The organism is Thiorhodovibrio frisius, assembly GCF_033954835.1.
GTDB classification, from domain to species: Bacteria; Pseudomonadota; Gammaproteobacteria; order Chromatiales; family Chromatiaceae; genus Thiorhodovibrio; species Thiorhodovibrio frisius.
In genome coordinates, this window is record NZ_CP121471.1 from 914807 (window position 1) to 929017 (window position 14211).

The window sequence follows — 14211 nt, forward strand, 5'->3', positions numbered from 1 at the left end:
CTTCAAACCAAACGGGGCAAATTAAAGGGGCCGACAAGGGGCGCGCCGAGAAGGACGCTGCGACCGTGCTATGCTTGAACTCCGGTCTCGCCCCAGGAGTTGAGCGCCCATGCACTTTCCCTATGGTCTGAGCGATTTTGGCAAATTGCGCGAGCAAGGATATTGGTATCTTGATCGCACGGATCGAATTCCCGTACTGGAAGCCGCCGGCGATCAACTGATTTTCCTGCGCCCGCGCCGCTTCGGCAAAAGCCTGCTGCTGTCGATGCTGGAGCACTATTACGACCTGAACCGCGCCGAGCAGTTCGAGGCACTGTTCGGCCCGCTCGCCATCGGGCAGCACCCGACAGCACGGCACAATCAATACTTCGTGCTCAAATGGGATTTCTCGCTGGTCGCCGCGCATGGTGAGATCGGCGATATTGAAGCGGCGCTGCATCGCCACATCAACGGGCGCATTCGTGCCTTCGCCCGGCGCTATCGCGAGCAACTGCCGGAAGTGCTTCAGATTCATCCCGAGGACGCGCTCACTTCTTGGGAAACGCTGTTGAGTGTCATTTCCCAGACCCCGCACAAACTCTACCTGCTGATCGACGAATACGACAACTTCGCCAACGAGGTACTGATGGCCACGAATCCGAGCGGGCAGGATCGTTACCAAACGCTACTCCAGGGCGAGGGCTTGATGAAAACCGTGTTCAAGTCGGTCAAGGCCGCCGCTGGCGGTATGGGGCTGGATCGGGTGTTCATCACCGGCGTCTCGCCGGTGGTCTTGAGCGACATGACCAGCGGCTACAACGTCGGCGAGGATATCTTCCTGAGGCCCCAGTTCAACGACCTGTGCGGTTTTACCGAGGGCGAAGTGGCCGCCGTGCTGAACCAACTGGCCCAAGAAGGCGGCGACTGGTCAGCGGACAAGGCGCTGGCGACCATGCGCACTTTCTACAACGGCTATCGTTTCAGCGAGGAGGCCGAGGAAAGTCTCTACAACCCGACCTTAAGCCTGTACTTTTTCAAAGCACTGGCTACCCAAGGCCAATACCCCAGGCGCCTGCTCGATGACAACCTGGCTATGGATCGCAACAAGCTGAGTTATATCGCCTTACTACCCCATGGCGAGGAGCTGTTGATCGAAGCCCTGCGTGGCGATGACCGGGTGCTGGTGCCAGAGCTGGTGCAGCGCTTTGGCGTCGCCGATGTGCTGGCGGCGGTGAAGGATCAGCCGTTTATGGCGTCCTTGCTGTATTTCTTTGGCATCCTGACCCTGGCGGGCGAAGGCGAACTGGCCAAACTGATCCTGCGCATTCCCAACCTGGTCGCGCGCGGGCTTTATGTGGAACGCTTGCGCGAGCGCTGGCTGCCGGCGACGGATGTGCGTGCCGCTAGCCGCGCAGCGGCTGAGCGGCTGTATCTCGAAGCCGACCTGACCCCGCTGTGCGCGCTGATCGAACAGAGCTATTTCGCCGTGCTGTCCAACCGCGACTACCGCTGGACCAATGAGCTCCTGGTGAAATTCGCCTTCCTGACGCTCTTGTTCGACGACCGCCTCTACATGGCCGTCTCCGAGCTGGAGACCGAGCGCGGCTATGCCGATCTGGCCCTGATCGTGCGCCCGGACATGCGGCGCTTCCAGGCACTTGATCTGCTGCTGGAATTCAAATATCTGAGTCTGAAGAAACTGGGCCTGAGCGGCGAGCAGGTGCGGCAGGAATCCCGCGACGCACTGGCCAAACGGCCGGCGGTGGCCGCCAAGCTCGACGAGGCCGAAGCCCAGGCGCGCGATTATGGCGGCACCCTGACCCGGCGCCATGGCCTGACCGACCTGCGCGCCTTTGCCGTGGTCGCCCTAGGGGTGGAGCGCTTGGTCTGGCGCGTGGTTGGCGGGCAAGACGCTGGCGATGAGAAAAGGTGAGTCGCAGTCGGCCCCGAAACCTCAGCCGGCACCGTGCCGGCCACTCAGGCTCGATCACCATGGTATCGATTAGCAGGTCTCTCCTGCCTGAATGCATTTCTTCGACATCGCCGATGGCCGTGCAGTAACTTTTGGCGCGGGAGTCAGCCAAGCATCGGACTGAGCAGGTCCCGTGCGGTACTGCTGCAACACGCCTGGCGGTAAACTCCTGCTCTCATCGCCATCTCGAGTCCACCCATTCCGTTGCTCCCACAGCAACCGCTCGCGCGCGATGCGCCGAGCGAGGTGGCAGCGGGACTGACACGGCTGCGCGCCTTTCTCGCCGCTGGTGGCGAGCTGCCGGCGCCATCACCGATCTCGGCGCACCGGGTTATCGCGCCGAGGTCGAACCCGATCCCGATCCGTCCTGCCCTGTTCGCTGTTGCCGAGGCCGAGGCTGAATTGCTTTCCAGCAAAGAAAACCCTGGCCGGGTCTGCGCGGTGCCGGGGTTTGTTTTGCTCGATTGACCTTTACTCCGCCGTGATCGGTTGGCGTGCGATGATCTCTCTCGAGATGCCGCGCATGATGTAACGTAGCTCGTAGTCACCCGGTTCGTCCGGCATTTTGAGAATCATCGGGCTGCCTTTGTCGCAGTATTCATAAGTTTCTTCATCGCCTGCGGGCTGCTCGACCCTGGCGACGGTGATGTAGTCACGGTTTACGTTGGGCCCGGTCCAGTTGACCTCAATGCTGCTGCCGGCGGGTGCGCTGGCGGGGGCGTCGAGGGTGGCCGTTTGTGCCGTGACGGTGAGCGGCTGGCGGGCGATGATCGCCTTTACATCGCTGCGCAGGATGAAACGCAGCTCATAGTCACCGGGCACTGCCGGCACGCGCAGGGCCAAAGGGCTGCCTTTTTCGCAGTACTCGTAGGTTTCCTCGGTCTCCGCCGGTGCATCTGGCTTTGCGATCGCGATGTAGTTGCGATCCGCATTGGGGCCGTTCCAGCCAACCGAGAGGGTACTGCCAGCGGGGGTGCTGGCTGGCGCGTCGAGCGTGGCTTTGGCCTCGGTGATCATGATCTCGCGGTGCGCGATCACCCTGTCCGGGCGACCAGCGCCGATGTAGCGCAGCTCGTAAGCCCCCGGCTGCGCCGGGGCCTGCAGCCGCGCCGGGCTGCCCTTTTCGGCATAGACAAAGTCGACATAGTCGTCATCAGCCGCGCCGGGCTTGGCGATGGCCAGATAGTCGCCCGCATAGTTCGGCCCGGTCCAACCGACCGGGAGCAGGCTGCCTGCGGTGGCCTCCTCTGGCGCATCAAGGGTCGCCGCCGCCGGCGTGACGGTGATCTGGCGGCGCACCAGGACCTCTCCGTTCTGCTCCAGCACGTAGCGGAGCTCGTATATACCCGGCTTAAGCGGCATGACCAGAGCGGCCGGGTTGCCTTTTTCGGTGCGCACGATGTTCAGCCGGTTACTGTCGCCCGCACGATCCTTGGCCACGGCGATGAAATCGCTCGCGGCGTCCGGCCCGCTCCATCCGATCTGGATGGTTGAGCCCGCAACGGCCGTCTCGGGCGCGTCAAGCGTGGCTTTGATCTCTTCCACGCTGAGCGGTTGGCGGGCAATGACGCGGGTGCCGTTGTCGTTCGCCGCGTAGCGCAGCTCGTATTGGCCAGGCTCCGCGGGCACCTTGAAGCGCGCCGGGTTGCCGTTGCCGGTATAAGCGCGGGTCTCAAATGCCGTATCGCGCGCGCCAGGCTTGGCGATGGCGATGAAGTCGCGGTCATAGTCCGGGCCCTGCCAGCCGACTGAAATCTCTTCGCCGATGTTGATCGTCGCCGGTGCGTCGAGCGAGGCGGTGACCTCCGTGAGCGTGATCGGCTGGCGCGCCAGCACCTTGGCGCCCTCGGTCATCAGGTAGCGGATCTCGAAGGCGCCGGTTTCCATCGGCAGGCGCAGTCGGGCGGGGTTGCCATCGGAGGTGCGGGCTCTTGCGTCCTTTGCGTCGTCCTTAGCCCCGACCGGGACCAGGGTGATATGGTCATTGGCCATGTTAGGTCCGGTCCAGTCAACGGCGATAGTCGCGCCGAAGGGCGCGGTCGCAGGGCCAGACACTGTCGCGTCTGGCAGCGCTGCCGGTGGTAGCGCTGGCAGCACCAGGGTGACGGTCATCGCGGTGTCGTCGACCACCGTAAAGGTCGCCTCGGCCGTTGCCTCGTCCGCTGTGCGCAGCACTTCGGCAAGCCCGGCACTGGGAAAGATATCGAGCAGCTGAGTCGGTTCGTCGCCGTTGACGATGATCGGCCCGGCGGCCTCGGTACCGATGTTCCACACCAGCCCCTCAGTGATTTCCGGCCCGCCAGCGCCGGCAATGGCGCGGAAGGACACGACGGCGCTGATGATTAGGGGCTCGGGCTCGGCGACCACCAGGTCGAGCGCATCGGCGAGTTCTTCGGCATTGGCAGCGGTGCGAAACAGTCCGCCGGTTTCTTGCGCCAGACATTGCAGCTGCTCAAGTGCGGCCGGGTCGGCGACGTCAAACCCGATCACGTGAGCGGTAAAGTCCACCCCCGCAGTCTCCAGCTCACGCCCCACCGCGCAAGGATCGAGGTCGCAGGTTTCGATCCCGTCCGAGACGAGGATCACCGTCGCCATGTCCTCGGTGTAGCGCAGCGCCTCGGCGGCCTGGATCACTGCGGCCGAGAGCGGTGTTTTCCCCTTCGGGCTGATCGCCTGCACCGCCTGCGCAATCGCATTCCGGTCGATGCTGGGCTCGATGATCAGCTCGATATCCGAGCAATCACCCTTGCGCCGGTGGCCGTAGGTCATGAGCCCAAGTTCCTGTTCGGGGGGCAGCGTAGCGAGCAGATCCACTATCACCTTGCGGGCGATCTCGATCTTGTTCACGCCGTCGATTTGCCCCCACATCGAGCCGGACCCGTCGAGCACTAGGATTGTGCGCGGTGCATCCTGGGCACCCTGGGCGAGCAGGCCTGCGGACATGAGAAGCAGAAAGGCGATAAGGCGCGGCATGTTGTGATTCCTGAGTCGGAAAAAGGGTGGCCCAAGGCTAGCGAGGCTGCACCTCAGACAGAAGAGTCGTGGGGGGAGTGGTCCCGCTGAGCGGCCAAAGCGGCTAAGCTTCAGGATAGAGCTGCAGCTCGACGGCGTGTTGCACAGAGGTCAACGGGGCAGAGGGCAATGATAGCCTGAATAAATGGGGGTCGAATTCTTTTATTTTTTACAAAAGCAGAAGGACACCCCGAGCAATTGACCTCTAACGGTAATTCGTAATCAGCTAGACTGCGGCAATGGAGCCGATCAACAATCCCCAGGATGTCGTTTTCCGCGAGAGCTTCGGCTGCCGCGAGATCATCCAGGACTTTCTGCGTCCTTATCAGAAACCGGGGACGGACGTCCTTTGTCCGCGAAGCCACGCAGGAGACCAACGCAATGACCGACCCTGTCAGAGCCTTTGTGGATGCGCTGCTCGCGATTGATCGCCTGGCGCTCGAGAAAATGGTCTCTGGTGCGGACCCTGCCAATTCGCTCGCGCCCATTGATGAGTTGGTGGTGCCGGCGCTGGAGTCGATTGGCGAGCAGTGGGAGCGGGGTGATGTCTCGCTGTCGCAGGTTTATATGAGTGGGCGTTTGTGCGAGGAGTTGATCACCGGGGCGCCACGGTTTAAGTCTGTTGAGGCCGGAGACGTGAGCGAGTGGGGCGCGGATGGTGGGAGCGAGAAGCCGCCGCTGCGGATCGGTATTTCCACTCTGGATGATTATCATTTGCTCGGTAAGCGCATGGTGTGTGCCGTGCTGCGCGCAAGCGGTTATCGGGTGCGCGATTATGGCACCGCCGATGCCGCGACCCTGGCCGAGCATGTGGTGCGTGATGACGTGCAGGTGCTGTTGCTGTCGGTGCTCATGCTGCCCTCGGCCCTGCGGGTGAAAAACCTGCGCGCGGCGCTCGATGCCGCCGGCCAGCGCACTCGCATTCTGGTCGGTGGCGCGCCCTTTCGGTTTGATCCCAACCTCTATCTGGAGGTGGGTGCCGATGCCTTTGGTGCCACCGCCGCCGATGCGCTGGCCTTGGTGCGCGCAGCGGAGGAGGCACCCAGATGAGCCAGATCACGAGCCAGATCACGAGTCAGGCCATGACAGGAACCGGGGCCGGAACTGGGGCCGGCACCATGAGCTCCCTGCAACGGGTGCTGACGACCATCGGCCAGTCCGAGCCGGACCGGGTGCCGCTGTTTTTGCTGCTGACCATGCATGGCGCGCGCGAACTGGGCCTGTCGATTCACGACTATTTTGCCGATCCGCGCAACGTGGTAGAAGGTCAGTTGCGCATGCGGGCAAAGTACCGCAACGACTGCTATTACGCCTTTTTCTACGCGGCGATCGAGACCAAGGCCTGGGGCGCGGAGGTGATTTACGCCGAGGACGGTCCACCCAACTGTGGTGGTCCCTTGGTGCGAGATCTTGAGGACATTCGCCGCCTGCAGCTGCCGCGCGTGGCCGACTCACTCGACCTGAAGCGGGTGCTTGATGCCATCGCAGGGCTGCGCGCGCGCGATGGCGAGACTCCCATTATCGGCGTGGTGATGTCGCCCTTCTCGCTGCCAGTGATGCAGCTCGGCTTCGAGCGTTATCTGATGCTGATGCTGGAGCGCCCTGAGCTGTTTGCGCATCTGATGACGCTCAACGAGGCGTTTTGTGTCGAATGGGCCAATGCGCAGCTCAAGTCCGGAGCCACGGCCATTTGCTATTTCGATCCGGTGTCTTCCCAGACCATCTCGCGGCCGGAGGATTTCCGCCGTCTGGGCAAGCCGGTGGCGGTGCGCACCATCGCCAAGATTCAAGGGCCGGTGGCGACCCACTTCGCCTCCGGTCGCTGCCTGCGTATCATTGACGATCTGCCCGCGACCGGAGCGGCGTTGATCGGCGTCAGCGCTGATGAGGATTTGGGCAAACTCAAGCAGGCTGCGGCCGGGCGCCTGACGCTGTTCGGCAACCTGAACGGCATCGCCATGCGCCGCTGGGACGCGAGCGCCGCCGAGCAAGCGGTCAAGCAGGCCATCGCCGCCGCCGGGCCGGGTGGGGGCTTTATCCTGTCCGATAACCATGGCGAGATTCCCTTTCAGGTGCCGGAGGAGACCTTGCTCGCCATCGCCGATGCCGTCGAGCGCTGGGGACGTTATCCGCTCGACTGGGTCACATCGAAAACCTCGGACTCTGGTTAGCGCGCTGAGTCAGACGCTTGAAGGAACAACGCCTTTACCACAGGCGGCAGGAGTGCTGATGTGACCCCATCGCCCGCCATTCTTTGCATCCACGTCTGCGCCCACTATTTGGCGGACGTCAATGCTGCATTGGCCGAGTTGGATGTCGGGGATGCGCGCCTGATCCCCGAGCCGGCATCCTGCCTGGAGCCCTCCGGGCGCTGTCGGATCGCGCAGCGGGTATTCGAGGCCGATGGTGATGGCTGCACCGACAGGTTGGTGCTGGGCGCTTGCGACTGCGCCTCCAGCACCAGTGCCAGCGCGGGCCCAAAAGCAACGGGGTCAATGCCTGAATCGCAACCGGCAAACTCTGGCCTGACGCCCTTGCGTCACTGCACCGAGATGCTTGCCGGCGCCGATCTGCTCGCGCGCGAGATTAAGGACGGTGGCTGGTTGTTAAGCGGTGGCTGGTTGCTGCACTGGCGCGAGCACCTGAGCGCATGGGGCTTCGATCAGACCACGGCACGGGCGTTCTTTATGGAATCCGCACGGGTGCTAGTGTGGCTTGAAACAGTGCCCGATGAGCGCATTGCCGGGCAGCTCGCGGAGATGGCCGACTATGTGGCGCTGCCCTGGCGGCGCTGCTTTGTTGGCCGCGACTATCTGCGCCTGTTTCTCGACAAACAGCTTGGTGACTGGCGCCATGGCCAGACCCAGGCGCGGTTGCGCGAGGAACTCGCCGGGGCCAACCGCAAGGTGGCAGACCACGCCATGGCGCTGGACCTGCTGATGCGCCTGACCGACATTTCCGATGAGCCGACCACTATCAGTCGCATCCATGAGCTGTTCCAGATGCTCTTTGGCTGTCGTTCGCTCAGTTTCATCGAGGTGCATGACGGGCGTATCGCGCAAGTGCATGCCCAGCCGTCGTCCGCAGCCGACACCGACGAGTTCCAGGCGCTGCTCGAACGGCTCGATGCCCCCGGCCTGGAACTGCCCGAGCAGGACGGCTTCGCGCTGCGCATCGACCACGCTCGGCAGATACTGGCCATGGTCGTGGTGCGGGGCATTACCTTTCCGCAGTATCGGGCGCGCTATTTCAGCCTCGGCCTGGCCATCGCCAGCCTGTGCGGACTGGCCATCGCCAACGCCCGCACCTATGCCGAACTGCAACGCACCATCGCGCAGGTGACGCAACTCGCCGAGCAGGCCGAGAGCGCCAATCGGGCGAAAAGCGAGTTTCTCGCTAATGTTACCCACGAGATCCGCACGCCGCTCAATGGCGTCATCGGCATGACTGACCTGCTGCTGGAGTCCGCCTTGGAGCGGGAACAGTGCCAACGGGTTGAGACCATTCGCGATTGCGGTACCGCGCTGCTGGCGCTGGTGAACGATTTTCTCGACTTCGCCAAGGTCGAGGCCGGCGCCCTGCGCCTGGAAACACTGCCCTTCGCGCTCGATGAGCTGCTGCACAGCGCGCTAGCGATTCTCGAACCGCGCGCGCGTGCCCAGGGGCTCAAGCTGCATCAGGAAATCGACATCCGCGTGCCCTTGCATCTGCGCGGCGATCCGGGCCGGCTGCGCCAGGTGCTGATCAATCTGCTCGGCAACGCGATCAAATTCACTGAACAGGGCGAGGTGCGCGTGACCATCGGGCTGGCGGCGGAAGCGCCAGGCTCTGCGCAACCGGGGCAGCCAGAGCAGGCAGAGCAGACAGAGCGTCCGGAGGAGCCGGGCCAGCCGGTGCGACTGCGGGTGGCGGTGAGCGACACCGGAATCGGCATCCCCGAGGACAAGCTCGGCACGCTCTTTGCCAAGTTCAGCCAGGTCGACACCTCCACCACGCGCCGCTTTGGCGGCACCGGGCTGGGTCTTGCCATCGTCAAACAGCTCGCGGAGTTGATGGGCGGCGAGGTCGGCGTCAGCAGTTGCCTCGGCGAGGGCTCCACCTTTTGGTTCACCGCTAAGCTGGAAGTGGCGGCCGCGCCCTTGGAGCCTCGGGCGAAGTCGGTGGCGCTTGCCCCAATTGCGCTCGCGTCAGCCAGAGACCAGCAACCGGCGCGCGTGCTGCTCGCGGAGGACAATCGGGTCAATCAGCAGATTGCCGAGGCCCAGCTCGCGCGGTTGGGGTTTGAGGTGCGCACGGTCGGTGACGGCTTCGAGGCGCTGGCGGCGTTGCGCGAGCAGTGTTTCGATTTGGTGCTGATGGACGTGCAGATGCCGCGCATGGATGGCTTCGCGGCGACCGCTCGCATCCGCACCGCGCGCGACGGCGTAAGAACGCCGACAGTGCCCATCATCGCCATGACAGCACACGCCATGCACGGCTATCGCGAGCGCTGCCTGGCCGCAGGCATGAACGACTATTTGGTCAAGCCTCTGCAACCGGCGGATCTGGCTGAGGTGCTTGGTCGCTGGCTTGGCATCGGACTGGAACCGGTCGGCGGGCTGATCGGGCATGCCGACGGCAAGCGCGGCAGCGAGCTGGCGGCAGAAGCTCCAGATGGCGCGAGCACACCACTGGAACAATTTGAGCATGGACAGCAAAGGCGCCAGGCGGCAGGGACATCAGAGCACGCGAGCAGCTCGGGCGGACAGCCTGAGTATGGCGCCGAGCGGGTGCTCGACTGGGATGGGCTGCTGGGGCGGCTCGGCGACGAGATCGATGATGCGCGGATGGTGCTTGAGCTTTTCGTTGAGGATCAACCGCCCAAACTCGCGGCGCTGAGCGACGCGCTCGAGTGCGACGAGCCGCAGGAGACGGCGCGACTTGCCCATGCCATGTATGGCGCAGCAGCCAATGTGGGGGCCGAACGCCTGGCCGCCGTCTTGGGCAAGATCGAGCAGCAAGGCATCGGGGGGATCACAGATGCGGCGCTAGCTGGCGCCGTGCAGGCCGAGTTCAACCGCCTGGCGGCAGCGGTTCGCGAGGTGCTGGCAGCCAAGGTGCCAGCCTAACCTGCGGTTGAAGCGCCCGACGAGGCCAGTGTTTTTACATTGATATACACGACAAATTATTCCAGCATGCTCTCCGCGCCCATGTCTCTATTCCATCATGTCATTGATCACATTCGCGAACCAACTATGCGCATAGCTCACCTCGCGTTTGCGAATCTCCGGGCTGGCATTGGCCGGTGAGACGCCGCCGGAGCCGGGTATTGGCTCGATGGTGTTAGTGTCGCTGTCGAGGTTGTAGACGGCAGCCACCGAGATGCCGAAGTCCTCGCCCACGACGCTATAGCAGGTGTTGACGAAGGTGGGATCGCCCGGCTCCTTGTCCTGGAAGCGGGCGATGATGGCAGCGGCGGCAACCTTGGCCTGGGAGTTTGCCGCATAAGCGGACTTGGGCATTTTTGATGCGCTGGAGGCGTCGCCGAGCACATAGATGTCCTTGTGGCGGCTCGACTCGAAGGTGCGCTTATCGACCGGGCACCAGTCGCCATCGACCAGATCGGCGGCGAAGGCGATGGCCCCGGCTTTCTGCGGCGGGATGATATTCACCACATCGCCCTGGAAGTCCTCGACCAGGCCGACCAGGGTGCGCGTGTCCGGGTCGAGTTCTTCCACCGCACCGCCTTGGGCCGCGCTGATCCATTGGATCATGCTGTTGTCGGTGCCGTAGCCGTAGAGCTTGGTCCAGCCCTCAATGTACAGGCCCTGCTTGGAGAAGGCGTCCTTGGCGTCGAGGATGGTGATTTTGGCCCGGGGTTTGTGGTGCTGGCAGTACATGGCGATCTGCGAGGCACGCTCGTAAGGGCCAGGTGGGCATTTGAAGGGGTTGGGCGGTGCCACGATGATGACATGCCCGCCCTCGGGCATGGACTCGATCTGGTTGCGCAGCAGTTGCGTCTGCGGGCCGGCGAACCAGGCATGAGGGATGCTCTCGTTAGCGATCTGTTCGTCGTAGCCCTCGATCGCGCCCCATTTGAAACCGACGCCGGGTGAGACCACGCAGGCGTCGAAATCGAAGCGGTTGCCGCTGTCGGTGGTGACCTGCCTGGTGTCCGGATTGATGCCGACGACCCGATCCTGGACCACCTCCACCCCATAGCGGCGCAGGCCGTCATAGCCAAAGGTCAGCGATTGGAGCGTGCGCTCGCCGCTGAGCACCTCGTTGCTCATGAAGCAGGAGGTATAGGCCGGTTTGGCCTCGATCAGTCGGCGCGCTGGATGCTGCCTAGCTCGCCGATGTTGTGGTCGTCGTGACAGTCGTAGCAGGTGGCATTGGTACGGGATTGATCCAGCTCGCTGGGCTGAGCGTGGATCGAGTGCATAAAATTGTCGATCTGCTCGTTGACAACCCCAAGGCGCTCATACTTGCCGTCGGGGTCGTCCTGGTGCTCCTCCCAGGTCTCCCGGTGGCACTCGATGCAGCCGACGATGACGGATGGTGCCTTGCGATGGGGGACGCGGTCGATGGTGACGTGGCAACTGGTGCATGGCTGCTCGCCATGCACACTAGCCTTGATCTGTTCGCTGTGGACAAAAATCTTGACCGGGGAGCCGTCGTCGCGAACGTCTGTCTTCTGCTCTTCGTCGCCGTGACAGGTCAGGCAGCGCTCGTTGGGGATGATCCGCTTGCCGGTCTCAGGATCGAAGTGATCGATCATGAGTTCCGTCGCCGGTTGCTGTGCCGACTCAGGTGCAATCTGGGGGGCGGGCTCCAGGGCAGCAGATTGGGGGGCAGGCTCCGTCGCTGTGCTATAGGCGACGGGGGAAATGATCAGGCCGAGCAGTACAAGCCATAGGCAGGCCACTCGTTTGGTCGCGATGGTCTTGGCATCCTGGCTCCTTCTAATTTCAGATATTTTTCTGGTTGATTTTTATCATTGATCAAATTTGGTGAATCCGACTTTACCATTTCTCACCAGAGATGAGGAGTGCAAGCGGTTGTCGTCTCGCTTCTGGCGGGCCGTCCGGCAGGCCTGGCATGCCATGGGAAAAGCGGTGGCTCAGCTGCTGGCGCGGGGATGAAGAATCTCGCGATGGACGCGGATGGCGCGGTCTTTGGGTGCCCCGAATTGCCTCCCGAACGCCCGTCTTAGTGCAAAGAAGGCTAAAATGACCCTTTGATGTGGCTCGCCCGAGCGAGGGCCAAGCCTGCTTTGTGCATTGAGCCACGTTGCACCATAACAACCAGCGGCGCCTGCCGCACTTGGAGAATTCGGATGAAATTTGTTCGCAACCTCTTTGCCGTCATCGGCCTTTTGTCCGTGCTTGCGCTCGGCTACGGCTATCTCCGCGTTAGCTCGGCTTTGGCCGATTTCGATCCCGAGTTTCCTCGCGTTTATGCCGAGTTCGCACAGCGCCTGCTCGAAAGCGGCGATCCGGGTGTCGCCTTGATGTGGTCGGTGCCGGTTGAAGAAGGGCTCACCGCCGAGGACGTGGTTGAGTCGATGAAAAGTCTTGCCGTCGCGCACAACTTTCTGTTCGTCGGGGAGTCGCCTTTTTACAAACAGATTGAGGCCATTACTGGCGAGGACTATCGCTACGTTAATTTTCTCTCGTTCTGCGACGCCCGCGTCGGGCGCATGATGCTTGAATATCGCAATGAATACAGCGGCTTTATGCCGTGCCGGATTGCCCTGGTTGAAGACGAAAAGGGCAATCTGAAACTCTACAGTCTGAATCTCGATTTAATGATTTACGGCGGGACGGACTTGCCGCCGGATCTGAAAGAATCGGCCATCAGAGTGCGCGACACCATTCGCGCCATTATGGAAGGAGGAGCCGCTGGCGAGTTTTGATTCGCGCAGCGGCGAGTCGTTTCTGCGACCTACTGTGAATCACACGGATTCATTACCCTGGGTGGTTGGGACCATGAACGTTAGTATGCCGGGGCGCTGGCGTCGTACTTCAGTCCTTTCTCGGCCGCCTGCTCGCGCACTGCGCTAAATATCTTGTGATCCAGCGAGTCTTCGGCATCGCCGCTTTCGGCAACTTTTGACTTCAGATACTCAGCGCGCTGGTCGCTCAATGCCTGGATTTGTGCGCTTAGCTCTTCGCGCTCACGGGCTTTTTGCTCGATCAGGGCGCGCTGTTCGGTCTTGCTGAGACTGACGAGCGGGGCCGGTAATTCCTCGGCCGGCAAGGCGTCGAGTTCCAGGCGTCCGCTGGTCACTTCGTCGACCAACTCGTGCTCGCCGATCAGGCTGGCCTTGCCGCTTTTGGAGGTGACAAAGTCCGCGCGTCTGGCCATGGCTGCGGGCGAGGCTGCTGCCTTGGCGGCCTTCTCGACGGCGAGCTTGTCGCTGCGGGCCGCGCGTTCCTCAGTCTTGCCATAGTAGAGTCGGGTGTCATCAAGCTTTGCGGATAGCTCGGCCAGCTCGCCGTCGTAGGGTGTGGCGACGGCGACCGCACTGCCGTTCTGCTCAACCTGAAAATAGCCGCCACCGCCGAGCTGGGCGATCTGCTGCCATTGGCCCGCCGTATCTGCATGGCTGCCGCACTGAATGGCGTTGACATGAATGCCGCCTTTCTTGGCCAGCGCGAGTGTCTGCGGGTAGGGGGTATCGTTGGCATAATCCATGTGCGCAGGCGCGTCCCCAACCAGGAAAATCACCTGATACGCACTGCCGTCCTGGCTCCATTGGATGCGGTGCAGTGCATCGTGCAGCGCCTGATTGACGCTTTCCGGCCCATCGCCGCCGCCATTGGCCTGAAACTGCATCAGCTCGGCATGAATGGCGTCCAGGTCGGGTGAAAGATTGGTCACCCGGGTGACATAGTCATCGCCGCGATCGCGATAGGTCACCAGCCCGATGCGAATTTCCGGCGCCGGCTCGGCCGCTGCCATGGTGGAGGCGATAGACCAGATCTTGTCCTTGGCAGCCTGAATCAGCCCGCCCATGCTGCCGGTGGTATCCAGCACGAAGACGGCTTCAATCACCGGATGCTGTCGGGTATCCGGCAAATTGACCTGGTTCGCGTCGTTGGTCGGAAGTTCAGGGATTGGCGTCGCCGGCGCCGAGAATGCCTCGCGGATGCCCGGATAGCCAAGAATCGCCAGCAGGGTGAGTCCGCCAAGTCCAGCAGCCATCAGCGGAACCATGGTTTTGGTGTGTTTGCGCATGATCGAATCCTCGATACAGTAAAAAA

At 62.6% G+C, this 14211-nt stretch carries 10 protein-coding genes; 6 read left to right on the forward strand and 4 right to left on the reverse strand.

Annotated elements, in window-relative coordinates:
- The first annotated feature begins 109 nt into the window (after positions 1 to 109).
- Together Thiofri_RS04460 and Thiofri_RS04465 are read left to right on the forward strand one after the other, a co-directional pair.
- Entirely contained in the window at positions 110 to 1912 is a 1803-nt protein-coding gene (locus Thiofri_RS04460) for an AAA family ATPase (RefSeq protein ID WP_009150516.1), read from the forward strand.
- A 243-nt stretch (positions 1913 to 2155) separates the two neighbouring features.
- Entirely contained in the window at positions 2156 to 2419 is a 264-nt protein-coding gene (locus Thiofri_RS04465) for a hypothetical protein (RefSeq protein WP_040857444.1), read from the forward strand.
- 3 nt (positions 2420 to 2422) lie between these two features.
- On the opposite strand, the gene Thiofri_RS04470 is transcribed toward Thiofri_RS04465, so the two are convergent.
- A complete protein-coding gene (locus Thiofri_RS04470; RefSeq protein WP_009150517.1) occupies positions 2423 to 4924 on the reverse strand; it encodes a vWA domain-containing protein in 2502 nt (833 codons plus the stop codon).
- Between the two features lie 420 nt (positions 4925 to 5344).
- Between Thiofri_RS04470 and Thiofri_RS04475 the strand changes: the two genes are divergently transcribed.
- From Thiofri_RS04475 to Thiofri_RS04485, 3 genes are read left to right on the forward strand one after another with little or no spacing between them, the layout of a single operon-like run.
- On the forward strand, positions 5345 to 6013 hold the full coding sequence (locus Thiofri_RS04475) for a cobalamin B12-binding domain-containing protein (RefSeq protein ID WP_009150518.1): 669 nt from the start codon (positions 5345 to 5347) through the stop codon (positions 6011 to 6013).
- Positions 6010 to 7134 carry a uroporphyrinogen decarboxylase family protein gene (locus Thiofri_RS04480; RefSeq protein WP_009150519.1) on the forward strand — a complete coding sequence of 375 codons (1125 nt, stop codon included), beginning with the start codon at positions 6010 to 6012 and terminating at the stop codon, positions 7132 to 7134. The genes Thiofri_RS04475 and Thiofri_RS04480 overlap by 4 nt, the downstream gene beginning before the upstream one ends.
- A 60-nt stretch (positions 7135 to 7194) precedes the next feature.
- Complete coding sequence (locus tag Thiofri_RS04485; RefSeq protein ID WP_009150520.1) at positions 7195 to 10071, forward strand: response regulator; 2877 nt, start codon at positions 7195 to 7197, stop codon at positions 10069 to 10071.
- A gap of 87 nt (positions 10072 to 10158) precedes the next feature.
- Here Thiofri_RS04485 and Thiofri_RS04490 read toward each other — a convergent pair whose 3' ends face one another.
- Both Thiofri_RS04490 and Thiofri_RS04495 read right to left on the reverse strand, forming a co-directional pair.
- A complete protein-coding gene (locus Thiofri_RS04490; RefSeq protein ID WP_009150521.1) occupies positions 10159 to 11235 on the reverse strand; it encodes an NAD(P)/FAD-dependent oxidoreductase in 1077 nt (358 codons plus the stop codon).
- 32 nt (positions 11236 to 11267) lie between these two features.
- Entirely contained in the window at positions 11268 to 11723 is a 456-nt protein-coding gene (locus Thiofri_RS04495; RefSeq protein WP_190275853.1) for a hypothetical protein, read from the reverse strand.
- A 558-nt stretch (positions 11724 to 12281) separates the two neighbouring features.
- On the opposite strand from Thiofri_RS04495, the gene Thiofri_RS04500 reads away from it, so the two are divergent.
- Positions 12282 to 12860: a DUF302 domain-containing protein gene (locus Thiofri_RS04500; protein ID WP_009150523.1), complete on the forward strand. Its 579-nt coding sequence runs from the start codon at positions 12282 to 12284 to the stop codon at positions 12858 to 12860.
- A gap of 80 nt (positions 12861 to 12940) precedes the next feature.
- Here the strand turns inward: Thiofri_RS04500 and Thiofri_RS04505 are convergent, their stop codons facing one another.
- Entirely contained in the window at positions 12941 to 14185 is a 1245-nt protein-coding gene (locus tag Thiofri_RS04505; RefSeq protein ID WP_009150524.1) for a vWA domain-containing protein, read from the reverse strand.
- Positions 14186 to 14211 lie beyond the last annotated feature (26 nt).